The following is an 11815-nucleotide window of genomic DNA, read 5'->3' as shown; positions in this document are numbered from 1 at the left end:
CCTGACATAGGTTCGCGGTCTTTCCGTTATGCCTCCGTCGCGTGACGGAGGGTGCCGTGTTCAATGAGGGTGGCGCCCACTTCACGCCGAAGGAGAACTGATGCAGTCGGGTACGGCACCGTTCGAGGACATCGTCTCGCTGCTGAACTACCCGATGTTCATCGTCACGACGCACGCCGACGCGGAGAACTCCGGCTGCCTCGTGGGCTTCGCGAGCCAGACGAGCATCAATCCGCCGCGCTTCCTCGTCGGATTGTCCCGGCGCAACCGGACGTTCCGCATCGCGCAGTCCGCGACGCACCTCGCCGTGCATCTGGTGTCCCGCGAGCATCTTCAATTGGCGCAGTTGTTCGGCGGCGAGACCGGCGATCACACCGACAAGTTCGCTCGCTGTGACTGGCACACCGGCCCCGAGCAGATGCCGATCCTCGACGACGCCGCAGCCTGGTTCGTCGGTGAGGTGGTCCGCCGGTTCGACGTCGGAGATCACATGGGCCATCTACTCGAACCGGTGGCGGGCGAGCCGCCGAGTGACCTCGAGCAGTGGGTGACCTTCGCCGACGTCCGCGAATTGGAGCCGGGACACGACGCGTGAGTACAGACCTCCGTGCGGTCGATGGCTTGGACGAGTTGATCGACTACTACCGCGAGCCGCCCATCGGCGTGCGAGCCAACATGATCTTCAGCGCCGACGGCGCGGCGGCGTTCTCTGGCCGGGTGGCGCCGCTGTCCGATCCCACCGACCAGCAGCTGCTGGTCGCGCTGCGCGACTTCGCCGACGTCGTCCTGGTGGGGGCCGCCACAGCCCGCGCCGAGAACTACGGACCGGTGAAGCCGACCGAAAACGGCGCCCGCCCGGCCCGGATGGCCGTGGTGAGTCGATCAGGCAACTTGCCGGACTCGCTGTTCGCCAGTCCGGCTCAGCGCCCGATCCTGGTGACGAGCGCAAAAGCGGTGTCGCAGAACGCATTGGACGGCGATGACCGCTGGGAGCTGCTGGTGGCCGGTGACGAGACCGTCGACGTCACGGTCATGGCCACCGAACTGCGACAGCGCGGACTGAGCCGCGTCCTGTGCGAAGGCGGCCCCACCCTGCTCGACGAACTCGTGACCGCGGACCTGATCGACGAGATCTGCGTGACCCTGGCGCCCAAGCTGGCGGGCGCCCAGCTGCCGGGTACCGCGAGCCCAGGGTTGTCCGCGCCGACCATGCTGCGGCTAGAGCACGTTCTCAGCCATCGGGACTACCTCTACCTGAAGTACTCCAGTACCCGTCACGGCACCTGACAGGATGGCCGCATGGGTGAACGCGTCACTTTTGCGAGCAGCAGCGGGCCCGACCTTGCGGGCGTGATCGACGTCCCCGACGGCGACGTACGCGGCTGGGGTGTCTTCGCGCACGGTTTCACGCTCGGCAAGGACAGCCCCGCGGCAAGCCGGATCTGCAAGCAACTGGCCGCCGAGGGCATCGGCATGTTGCGCTTCGACAACCTCGGCCTGGGTGACTCCGAAGGCGACTGGGGCGACGGGTCGTTCTCGCACAAGGTCGCCGACACGGTGCGTGCCGTCGAGTTCATGAACGACGAAGGCCGCGAGGTGCACCTGCTGGTCGGGCATTCCTTCGGCGGTTCTGCCGTCATCGCCGCAGCCCACGACTGCCCCAGCGTCGCCGCCGTCGCCAGCGTCGCCGCGCCGTACGAGCCCGCCCACGTGGAGAACATCTACGACGCCCTGTGTGAACGGATCGAAGCCGAGGGCGAGGCGCCCCTGCAGATCGGCGGCAAGGCGCTGACGCTCAAGCGGCACTTCATCGAAGACGTCCGCAATGCCGACCTGCGCGAGCGCATCAACACGCTGCGCCGGGCGCTGCTCGTCATGCATTCGCCGACCGACAACACCGTCGGCATCGACAACGCCAGCGAAATCTTCCAAGCCGCGCGCCACCCGCGCAGCTTCGTCTCGCTCGAGGGCGCCGACCACCTGCTGACCGAGAAGAACCAGGCGGCACGTGCCGCGCGGATCATCAGCGCCTGGGCCGACCCCTACCTGTAAACGGCGCCGGATCAGCGCACCGCGACGACGACCTTGCCCTTCGCCGAGCGGTCCTCCAGCGCGGCGATCGCATCGGCGGCCCGCTCCAGCGGAAACACCTGCGGCTGCGGCGCCGACACCGCGCCCGACGCCAGCAACGGCTCGAGTTCGGCCCACTGCTCGGCCAGGTAATTCGGATGGGTGAACGTCCAGGCGCCCCAGCCGACGCCGACCGCGTCGACGTTGTTGAGCAGCAACCGGTTCACCTTGACGGTCGGAATGTCACCGCCGGTGAAGCCGATCACCAGCAGCCGGCCACCCGGAGCCAGCGAGCGCAGCGAGTCGGTGAACCGGTCACCGCCGACCGGGTCCACGACGATATCCACGCCGCGCCCGTCGGTCAGCTCCTTCACCGCGCCCTTGAAACCGTCGGCGAGCACCACGTCGGTGGCGCCGGCGGCCCTGGCCACCTCGGCCTTGTCCTCGGTGCTGACCACCGCGATCACCCGGGACGCGCCCCACGCCGGCGCCAACCGCAGCGTCGACGTGCCGATACCACCCGCGGCCCCGTGCACCAGCACGGTCTCGCCCTCGGCCAGCCGACCCCGCGTCCGCAGCGCGTGATGCATGGTGAGGTCGTTGAACAGCAGGCCTGCGCCGGCCTCGAACGACACGTTGTCGGGCAGCTTGAACACCCGCTCGGCGGGCAGCACCACGACCTCCGCCATCGCGCCGCACAGCATCGTCAGCGCCGCGACGCGATCACCGGCCCGGACGTGGGCATCCGATGGCGCGCTGCGCACCACCCCTGCGACCTCGCCGCCGGGTGTGTAGGGCATCTCCGGCTTGTACTGATAGAGGCCGCGCGACTGCAGCACATCGGGGAACGCGACGCCCGCAGCGTGCACGTCGATCACCACCGCATCCCGCGCGTCCGGTTCGTCGACCTCGACGAGCTTCGCCGCGGAAGGTCCGTCGAGGCTGGCTATCTGAATCGCGCGCATGGCGTTATTTAACATCCTCGACTGCCTGACATGACCGGCGCCGTGTCGCACACTGCTAGATAAGCTCACTTACGCGGCAACGTCGCCGAGTTCGAACGGAGCGCAAATGAGTCCTGCTACCCGCGTGCGGTCGAGAACCCCGGTGTTCGCTCCCGCCGAGACGCTGCCGCAGAGCCGGCCCGTCACCATCCGGTCCACCGACGGCATCCGCCTGCACGCTGAGGTCTTCGGTCCCGAAGACGGCTATCCGATCGTGCTGGCCCACGGCATCACATGCGCGCTGCGGGTGTGGGCGCACCAGATCACCGACCTTTCGCAGCACTACCGCGTCATCGCGTTCGACCACCGCGGCCACGGCCGCAGCGCCGTACCGACCCACCGCCGCGCCTACAGCCTCGATCACTTGGCGGGCGACCTCGACTCGGTGCTCGATGCGACGCTCGCGCCGGGGGAACGGGCGGTCATCGCCGGCCACTCGATGGGCGGCATCGCGATCACTTCCTGGGCCGAGCGGTACCCCGAACGCGTGCCCGAGCGCGCGGACGCCGTCGCGCTGATCAATACCACGACCGGCGATCTGCTGCGCAACATCAAGTTGCTGCCCATGCCGGGCCGGCTGGGCGACGTGCGCGTGTTCACCGCCGGGACGTTCCTCAAGACGTTCGGCGCGATGCCGCTGCCACGCGCCGCCACCGGCCCGAACCAGCGGTTCCTGTCGATGTTGGCGGTGGGCCGCGACGCCGACCCGGCGATCGCCTCGTTCGTCCACGAGCTGTTCATGTCGACCGCCCCCGCCGGCCGCGGCGGTTGGGCCCGCACGCTCGTCGACCATCTCGGTCCGCGACACATCGGTCTCAAGAACCTCGTGGTGCCCACGCTGGTGATCGGCAGCGTGAAAGACCGTCTGCTGCCGTTGATCTCCTCACGCCGAATCGCCGAGGAGGCGCCGATTCTCACCGAGTTCGTCGAACTGGCCGGTGGGCACTGCGCGATCCTGGAACGTCCGGACGAGGTGAACAAGCACCTGCGGCAGTTGATCGAGTCGGTGTCCGGCGAGCGCCGCGCCAGTTCCTAGTCGGGTGAGCGCCGACTCGTCAGCGCTCGATGCACCTCGTCGGCCGCACGCCGACCCGAGCGTACGGCGCCGTCGAGGAAGCCCGTCCAGATGTCGGCGGTTTCTGTTCCCGCCCAGAAGATTCCATCGACCGGCCTGCGCAACCACGGTCCGTACGTCGTCCACGATCCCGGCGGCACGGCGGCCGTCGGCCCACCGGGCGCGAATTGCTCTGCGCCCCAGCAGTGATCGACATAGTCGATCGGTTCGAGTGCGCCGTCACCGAACAACGCGGCGAATCCCGACAACGCTTGTTCGCGGCGCTGCGCCAGAGACAGCGAGTCGAATGCCCGAGCGTCGACGAACCCCAGCAGGATGCCCGGGCCGCCTCCGCGATCGGCGTCCTCCGGGCTGACGTCGAACGTGATGAACACCGGACCCTCGTCGGAAAGCGCTTCTCCGGAAAGGCCTTTCGCCCGCCAGAACGGAGTCGCGTATGCGGCGTAGGCCTTGCTGAGGTTGCCCAGCGGCCAGTTCTGTGCGAGCTTGCCGTACTCGGGCGGCAGCTCCGGCAGGAACTCGATGGCACCCCGATGTTCGGGTGGGATCGCGACGACGACGGCCTTGGCGCGCACAGACCCGAGTTCCGATGTCACGGTGAGCGCGCCATCACTGTGGCGCTCGATGCTGCGCACCGGCGCCCCGAGTACGACGCGCGTCGCGAGTTCTTCGGCCATTCGCAGCGCGATCTGCTGGGTACCGGCCGGGAAGCGGCTCTGCTGCGCGCCGCCTTCGACGTCGAGCATGCGATCCAGCCCGCCGGCGGCTTTGACGTAGCGCACCGCGTGCAGCATCGACACCGCGTCGGGTTCACAGCCCCAGGTCACCCTCGACATGATCGCCATCAGATCCCGTGTTCCCGCGCTGGCGTGGACCGACTTCAGCCACCCGTCGAGCGACTGGGAGTCCAGCGCGTCGGCATGCGGAGCCGTCCACGGCGTCTCGACCGACACCCGGCGGCAGACCCGCTCGAAGCGCCACTGGATCCGCGACACGTCGACCAGTTCGATGATCGACAGCCGCGGAATCGTGCTGCGGTACGAGCGGATCCGGCCGCGCCACCTGATCAGGTTCTTGCCGCGGCTGAAGGTGGGCACGGTGCCACAGCCCAACTCGGCCGCCAATTCGCCGACGGCGTCCTGGGTGGGTCCGACGAACGTGCCGCCGAGGTCGACGGGAATGCCGGCGATGGTGGCCGTCGACGACCGCCCGCCGACGCGGTCGCGGCCTTCGAGGACCACGACGTCGTGGCCGAGGCACACGAGCGCGCGCGCAGCCGACAGCCCGGCGAACCCGGCGCCCACCACGACCACATCGCAACTGGCTGGGATGCTCACGCCGATAGGCTCTCACGCCGTGAAGGTCATGACAGCGTTGTTCGGCCCAACGGACGCGATCGACCGCGCACAGCTGCTGCGCGAAGCCGGTGCCGCCGGAGTGTTCACCTTCGAGGGACCACACGACGTGTTCACGCCGCTGACGCTGGCCTCCACCGTCGAGGGCCTCGACCTGATGACCAACGTGGCCATCGCGTTTCCGCGCAACCCGATTCAGCTCGCCCACCAGGCCTACGACCTCCAACTGCTGGCCAAGGGCCGCTTCACGCTGGGGCTCGGCACGCAGGTGCGCGCGCAGATCGAGAAGCGCTACGGCGCGGCCTTCGACCGCCCGGTGGCGCGGATGACGGAGATGGTGGGCGCGCTGCGCGCGGTGTTCGCCGCGTGGGAGACCGGTGAGCGCCTCGACTTTCGCGGCGAGTACTTCCGGCACACGCTGATGACGCCGACCTTCAACCCCGGCCCGAACCCGTACGGCGCGCCGCCGATCTATCTCGGCGCGTTGGGTCCGCGCCTCACCCGCGCCACCGCCGCCGTCGCCGACGGTCTGCTGGTCATGCCGTTCGGCTCCAAGCGGTTCCTGCACGAGGTGACGATGCCCGCCGTGCGCGATGGGTTGGCCTCGGCGGGGCGGACTCTCGACGAGTTCGCCGTGGTGCCGGAGATCATCGTGTCGGTCGGTGCTGACGACGGGGCGCACACCGCCGCTCGCCGGCTGCTGGCGTTCTACGGCTCCACTCCGGCCTACCGCCCGGTGCTCGACGCGCACGGCTGGGGCGGGCTGCAGCCCGAACTCAACGCGCTGTCCAAGCAGGGCCGCTGGCAGGAGATGGGCACGCTGATCGACGACGAGATGCTGCACACCATCGCCGCGTGCGGCAGCCCTGCCGACGTGGCCGCGCACATCCGCGATCGAGTCGACGGCGTGTCCGACCGGATCTGCCTCTACCAGCCCGGACCGATCGCCGTCGAGGCGTTGGCGGAGATCGTCGACGCACTCGCTGCCTGACTCCTATGGTGGTACTCAGCGGGACCAAGGGAGGTTGCGGACAGTGGAGTACGCCGACGTATTGATCATCGGAGCAGGCATTTCCGGAATCGGGGCCGCCTACCGCATGCAGGAGAAGAACCCGAACTCGACGTACCTGGTGCTCGAACGCAGGGCACGGATCGGCGGCACCTGGGACCTGCACCGCTATCCGGGCATACGATCCGACAGCGACATCTTCACGCTGAGTTATCCCTTCGAACCGTGGACGCGCCCGGAGAACGTCGCCGACGGGCCCGACATCCGCGAATACCTGGAGCAGACCGCGCGTAAGCACGGCATCGACAAGCACATCCGGTTCAACACCCACGTCTTGTCGGCGGACTGGGACTCGTCGACCGACACGTGGACGGTGCAGACCGAAGAGAACGGCTCGGCGACGACGTACCGCGGCCGCTTCCTGTTCTTCGGTAGCGGCTACTACAACTACGACGAGCCCTACCGCCCGGACTTTCCGGGCCTCGAGGAGTTCGGTGGCGAGGTGGTGCACCCGCAGCACTGGCCCGAGTCGCTCGACTACGCCGGCAAGCGCCTCGTGGTGATCGGCAGCGGTGCGACGGCCGTCAGCATGATCCCGTCGCTGACCGAGCAGGCCGGGCACGTGACGATGCTGCAGCGGTCGCCGACGTACATGCTGTCAGGACCGCGGATCAACCCCGTGGTCCAGGCGATCCGCAAGGTGGCTCCGGGACGGGCCGGTTACTGGGGCGCCCGGGTGTACAACACGCTTTTTACGGTGTTCATCTACGCGTTCGCGAAGGCGGCGCCCAAGCTGAGCCGGCGCTTCATCCGTAGCCACGCCAAACGCAACCTGCCGACCGGCTATCCGGTCGACGTCCACTTCAACCCGCGTTACGACCCGTGGGATCAACGGTTGTGCGCGATGCTCGACAACGACTTCTACGAGGCGATCAGCGACGGCCGGGTGGACGTGGTGACCGACCACATCGACCACATCGACGCGGCCGGTGTCGTGTTGCGCTCGGGGCGGCGCATCGACGCCGACGTGATCATCACCGCGACAGGGATTCAACTGCAGGCGCTCGGCGGTGTGCTCGTCAGCATCGACGGCGCCGAGGTCAAACCGCAGGACCGGTTCGTCTACAAGGAGCACATGCTCGAAGACGTGCCGAACCTGGCCTGGTGCGTCGGCTACATCAACGCGTCGTGGACGCTGCGCGCCGACCTGACCGCCCGAGCCTTCGCAAAGCTGGTGTCCTACATGGACTCTCACGGGTACACGCACGCCTACCCGCATCTCGGCGACACGCCGATGCCGGAGAAGCCCGCGTGGAACATCAACGCCGGCTATGTGCAGCGCGCCGCTCATGTGTTGCCGAAGTCCGGTACCCACCGGCCGTGGAATGTCCGGCACAACTATGTGCTCGACGCGATCGACCATCGGTTCGACCGGATCGATGAGTCGATGGTGTTCGGCCGCGCCCCCGTGGCCGCGACGCCGGTCGCTTAGTCAGTCGGCGACCGTGAGCCAGTCCTTGAAGCCCGACGGGTCATGCCGGCCGAGCGCACCGTGCTCGAACAGGCCCCAGCCCTCTGCGGACTGACCGTTCTCGCGACAGACCGCGCGGCCGACATGGTCGATCACCCCGAACATGCTGCGGCCGTTGACCCCCGGATCGGTCATGTCGTAGGTGAGGCGTTCGGTGAACTTGTCACCCTTCCATACGCCGTGCAGCCAGTCGGAGTCGCCGCCGTAGCCGCCGCCGATGTGGATCGGCACGCCGAGTTTCGACTCCACCTCGAACACGACGGGCTTGCCGTCGGGTGTCGTCGCTTCGATGGTGGCGCCGTAGGGGATTCGCGTGCCCGAGGTGTAGTGGATCTTCACCCGCGGCCACCCGAGTTGTTCGACGCGGCCGTCGCGCCAGATCCGCGTGCAGTCGTTGAGGCTGCGGAAGCCGGTGGGATCCTCCTGGATGATCAGCACGATCGCGTAGTCGTCGAAAGCCATCGGCACGTAGAGCCACCACATGCCCTCGAACGGCGGGTGTGCAGGTCGGCCCGCGGGTTCGGGTTCGCCGATCGGACGGATGCCCCACGACCGGTCGCGGCTGCCGATCCACACCGACGGATCGGCGGTGATCTCCTCGCCATCGACCACGACGACGCCGCTCCACGACCCGAGCTGCGCAAAACGCTGCGCGTCCAACGTGATTCGGGTGCCGGTGCGCAGCACATGGCGTTGCTCCTGCACCGCGTCGAACAGTCCGTTCCAGGTGAGGTCGACTGCGACGCCCTCGGTCTCTTCGAGGATGATCCGCAGCTTGCGCAGCGGCTCGCTGACCTCGACGCGATACCCCAGCACATGTTGGTTGAGGCGGTCGGAATCGATGCCGTCCGACAGATGTACCGCGGTCTGGGTGTCACCGCGTCTGACCAGTACGAACGCATCCTTGACACCGAGGTTCGGGTAGTACCCGATGCCGGTGATCAGGAAGATGTCGCCGGTGCGGTCGTGGGCGTTGAAGTAGGACCGGTCGTAGAAGTTGCGGTCGGACGATCCGGGCCAGGCGATCGGCTGCGGGAGCTGGTGGATCGGGAATTCGTCGGTGGGACCGAGCATCACGCCTCCTGGCCGATAAGTCTCTTGAGCAGAGCGCCGTGGTAGAACAGCGATTCGACATCGTCGGGCTTCTCGATCTCGCCGAAGCGGACCCGTCGCGCGCTGGTGCGCATGAACACGCACGCCCAGATCACCCCGGAGTAGACGTAGAACCAGTGCAGGTCACCGAGTTCGACGCCGGTGCGCGCGGCATAGGTGGACTTGACGTCGTCCTCGCGCATGAAGTCTGGCAGCCCAGTAAGGCCGGCCAGGCCGGCAAGTTCCTGGAACACGTTGTGGGCGAATATCATCCACGCCGCATCCATCTCGCGGGGCCCGAGAGTCGCCATCTCCCAGTCGAGCACAGCCACCGGCCGGTAACCGGAGTACAACACGTTGCCCACGCGGGAGTCGCCCCACACCAGCACCGGATCGCTGTCGGCGACGTCGGCGGGCCAGTTGGCCTCGAGCCAGTCGAGCGCTTGCTCGATCAGCTGTGAACGTCCGATGTCGGGAACTGCGAACTGATACCAGTCCTTGAGCCAGTTCAGGTTGCGCCGCAACGCATTGCGCTCCGAACCGTCGTCGAGGAAACCGAACGTCGTCGTCGGTTCGGGGATCGAATGCAGTTCGGCGATCACGCCGACCGTGTTGTCCTGGAGTTCGCGCTGTTGGTCGGGGGTGGAGTCGGCGAACCAGTTGCCCCCGAACGTGTAGGGCATGACGTCGGGCGGCACGCGGCCTTCCACGTAGTCCATCAGGAAGAACGGCGTGCCGAGCACGTCGCCGCTGTCCTCCAGCCAGCGCACCTGCGGCACCGGCACGTCGGTCTTCTCCTGCACTAACCGGATCACGTCGAACTGGTGATCCATCCGGTACGCCGAGAACACCGGCACGTCCTCGTCGGTGGGGGCCACCCGGGCCACCCACTTCTGTTCCTGCGCTTCGCCGTCCTCGGTCCACCGCCCGGTCAGGATGATCGTCTCCGAGGACATTCCGTTGGCGTCGACGCCGCTCTCCACGGTGATCTCCGGGACCGCGCCGCCGGGCAGCACCGTGGAGAGCCACCGCGACATCACGTCGGGCAGGGTGCTCAGATCGCGACTTGAATGTTCGAGGCGGCTGACGTCCTCGACGGCCGGTTCACTAGCCACAACCACTTCCTTCGACAGCGAGAATTACGATACGCTTGGTAGCGATATGAAAGCAGACGCGTCATCGGTTGACAAGACCCCGGGCGCCGGGCGTCCCCGGGATCCCCGCATCGACGCTGCCATACTGCGCGCGACTGCGGATCTGCTTGCCGAAATCGGCTATTCGAACCTCACGATCGCCGCGGTGGCCGACCGCGCGGGCACCACCAAGACCGCGTTGTACCGACGGTGGTCCAGCAAGGCCGAACTCGTGCACGAGGCCGCGTTCCCGGCCGCGCCGAATGCGATCGACACGCCGCCGGGCGACATCGCCGCCGACATTTGCGCAATGCTGGCGGCGACCCGCGACGTCTTCTCCAGCCCGGTGGTGCGTGCGGCGTTGCCCGGGCTGATCTCGGACATGGTTGCCGACGCCGAACTCAACGAGCGGGTGATGGGCCGGTTCACCGGAGTGTTCACCGCGGTGCGCAACCGGTTGGCCGAGGCGGTCGAGCGCGGGGAAGTTCATTCCGACGTCGACCCGGACCGGCTGGTCGAGGTGATCGGCGGCGCCACCTTGCTGCGGATGCTGCTGCGGCCCGACGAGCCGCTCGATGACGACTGGGTCACGCAGACCGCCGCCATCGTCGTCCATGGTGTGGTGGCATAGCACTCGTGCTTGACGTATTTCCCGACAACTGGCGCACCGCGCTCGTGCTGGTGCCGCATCCCGACGATCCCGAGTACGGGTGCGCTGCGGCGGTGGCGAAATGGACCGCGGCGGGCAAGACCGTCCATTACGCGCTCGCAAGCCGCGGCGAGGCCGGCATCGCCGGGGTGGCGCCCGAACATGCCGGCCCGCTGCGCGAGCGCGAGCAGCTGCGTTCGGCGTCGGTCGTCGGCGTCGCCAACGTCCGGTTCTGGGGCTTTCCGGACAGCGAGATCCGCAACAGCGCCGAGCTGCGCGCGCGGATCGTCGAGGCCATCACCGAGCTCGAGCCCGATGTGGTCGTCAGCATCTACGGCGGTCCCGAGTGGGCGCCGGGCGCACCGAACCAGCGCGACCACATGGAGTTCGCGGCCGCGGTCCTGCAGGCGTACGACAGCCTGCCTCACCCGCCGCGCTGGTTGTTCCAGAACGGTCCGCAGGCAACCCATGCCGAGACGATCGACGACGGCTACTTCGAACGTGCGGTCGCCTCGCTGGCCGAGCACAAGGTCTATCTGTCGGTGCTCGATCCGCGGACTCCCGTCGTCGCGCAGGCCCGCAAGCAGGTGGAGATGACGACGACGGCGCGCCCGGAGTTCGGCGGCCGTCGCACGGTGGAGTTCATCCTGATGCGCACGCGCACGACCGCCTGACCAGCCTCTCTCGTCGCGCCAACCCATTGCCCATTGGCGCGAGCGTGCGCGTCTGTTCATGACACGCCGCGACACAGCAGCACTTTGCGCACGCCCGTCGGCCCTCGAGCGTGCGTCGGACGCCGAATTCCTCCGGCGTGTCATGAACAGACGCGCACGCTCGCGCCGAAAGGGAAAAGTGGTCAGTCGTCGATCTGGCGTTTGTTGCGCTCCGACACGGCCT

12 protein-coding genes are annotated in these 11815 nt (G+C 67.8%); 8 read left to right on the top strand and 4 right to left on the bottom strand.

Annotation, left to right across the window (positions count from 1 at the left end; translation table 11 throughout):
• The first annotated feature begins 100 nt into the window (after nucleotides 1-100).
• From A5663_RS05615 to A5663_RS05605, 3 genes are read left to right on the top strand one after another with little or no spacing between them, the layout of a single operon-like run.
• Nucleotides 101-595 carry a flavin reductase family protein gene (locus tag A5663_RS05615; protein ID WP_068145042.1) on the top strand — a complete coding sequence of 165 codons (495 nt, stop codon included), beginning with the start codon at nucleotides 101-103 and terminating at the stop codon, nucleotides 593-595.
• On the top strand, nucleotides 592-1287 hold the full coding sequence (locus A5663_RS05610; RefSeq protein WP_068145040.1) for a pyrimidine reductase family protein: 696 nt from the start codon (nucleotides 592-594) through the stop codon (nucleotides 1285-1287). The genes A5663_RS05615 and A5663_RS05610 overlap by 4 nt, the downstream gene beginning before the upstream one ends.
• A 12-nt stretch (nucleotides 1288-1299) precedes the next feature.
• Nucleotides 1300-2052, top strand: coding sequence for a S9 family peptidase (locus tag A5663_RS05605; RefSeq protein WP_068145038.1), 753 nt, complete (start codon nucleotides 1300-1302; stop codon nucleotides 2050-2052).
• 11 nt (nucleotides 2053-2063) lie between these two features.
• On the opposite strand, the gene A5663_RS05600 is transcribed toward A5663_RS05605, so the two are convergent.
• Nucleotides 2064-3035 (bottom strand): NADPH:quinone oxidoreductase family protein, encoded by a 972-nt coding sequence (locus tag A5663_RS05600; protein WP_068145034.1) that lies wholly within the window; start codon nucleotides 3033-3035, stop codon nucleotides 2064-2066.
• Nucleotides 3036-3141: 106 nt separating this feature from the next.
• Between A5663_RS05600 and A5663_RS05595 the strand changes: the two genes are divergently transcribed.
• Nucleotides 3142-4110 (top strand): alpha/beta fold hydrolase, encoded by a 969-nt coding sequence (locus A5663_RS05595; RefSeq protein WP_068145032.1) that lies wholly within the window; start codon nucleotides 3142-3144, stop codon nucleotides 4108-4110.
• Here A5663_RS05595 and A5663_RS05590 read toward each other — a convergent pair.
• Nucleotides 4107-5486, bottom strand: coding sequence for a flavin monoamine oxidase family protein (locus A5663_RS05590; protein ID WP_068145029.1), 1380 nt, complete (start codon nucleotides 5484-5486; stop codon nucleotides 4107-4109). The genes A5663_RS05595 and A5663_RS05590 overlap by 4 nt on opposite strands.
• A gap of 28 nt (nucleotides 5487-5514) precedes the next feature.
• Here A5663_RS05590 and A5663_RS05585 point away from each other — a divergent pair, with 28 nt between their 5' ends.
• Nucleotides 5515-6495 carry a TIGR03617 family F420-dependent LLM class oxidoreductase gene (locus tag A5663_RS05585; RefSeq protein WP_197503304.1) on the top strand — a complete coding sequence of 327 codons (981 nt, stop codon included), beginning with the start codon at nucleotides 5515-5517 and terminating at the stop codon, nucleotides 6493-6495.
• Between the two features lie 34 nt (nucleotides 6496-6529).
• The gene (locus tag A5663_RS05580) at nucleotides 6530-8005 is read left to right on the top strand and encodes an NAD(P)/FAD-dependent oxidoreductase (protein WP_068145023.1); all 1476 of its coding nucleotides are present in this window, start codon (nucleotides 6530-6532) and stop codon (nucleotides 8003-8005) included.
• Here the strand turns inward: A5663_RS05580 and A5663_RS05575 are convergent, their stop codons facing one another.
• Both A5663_RS05575 and A5663_RS05570 read right to left on the bottom strand, forming a co-directional pair.
• On the bottom strand, nucleotides 8006-9118 hold the full coding sequence (locus A5663_RS05575; RefSeq protein ID WP_068145020.1) for a hypothetical protein: 1113 nt from the start codon (nucleotides 9116-9118) through the stop codon (nucleotides 8006-8008).
• Entirely contained in the window at nucleotides 9118-10251 is a 1134-nt protein-coding gene (locus A5663_RS05570) for a phosphotransferase family protein (RefSeq protein ID WP_068145017.1), read from the bottom strand. Before A5663_RS05570 ends, A5663_RS05575 begins: the two co-directional genes overlap by 1 nt.
• 46 nt (nucleotides 10252-10297) lie before the next feature.
• Here A5663_RS05570 and A5663_RS05565 point away from each other — a divergent pair, with 46 nt between their 5' ends.
• On the top strand, nucleotides 10298-10900 hold the full coding sequence (locus A5663_RS05565; RefSeq protein ID WP_068145014.1) for a TetR/AcrR family transcriptional regulator: 603 nt from the start codon (nucleotides 10298-10300) through the stop codon (nucleotides 10898-10900).
• A gap of 5 nt (nucleotides 10901-10905) precedes the next feature.
• Entirely contained in the window at nucleotides 10906-11592 is a 687-nt protein-coding gene (locus A5663_RS05560; protein ID WP_068145011.1) for a PIG-L deacetylase family protein, read from the top strand.
• Nucleotides 11593-11815: the final 223 nt, after the last annotated feature.

Origin of the sequence: Mycobacterium sp. E740 (genome assembly GCF_001672895.1) — a bacterium.
Lineage (GTDB): Bacteria > Actinomycetota > Actinomycetes > Mycobacteriales > Mycobacteriaceae > Mycobacterium.
This window is presented reverse-complemented; position numbering and strand designations above follow the sequence as displayed.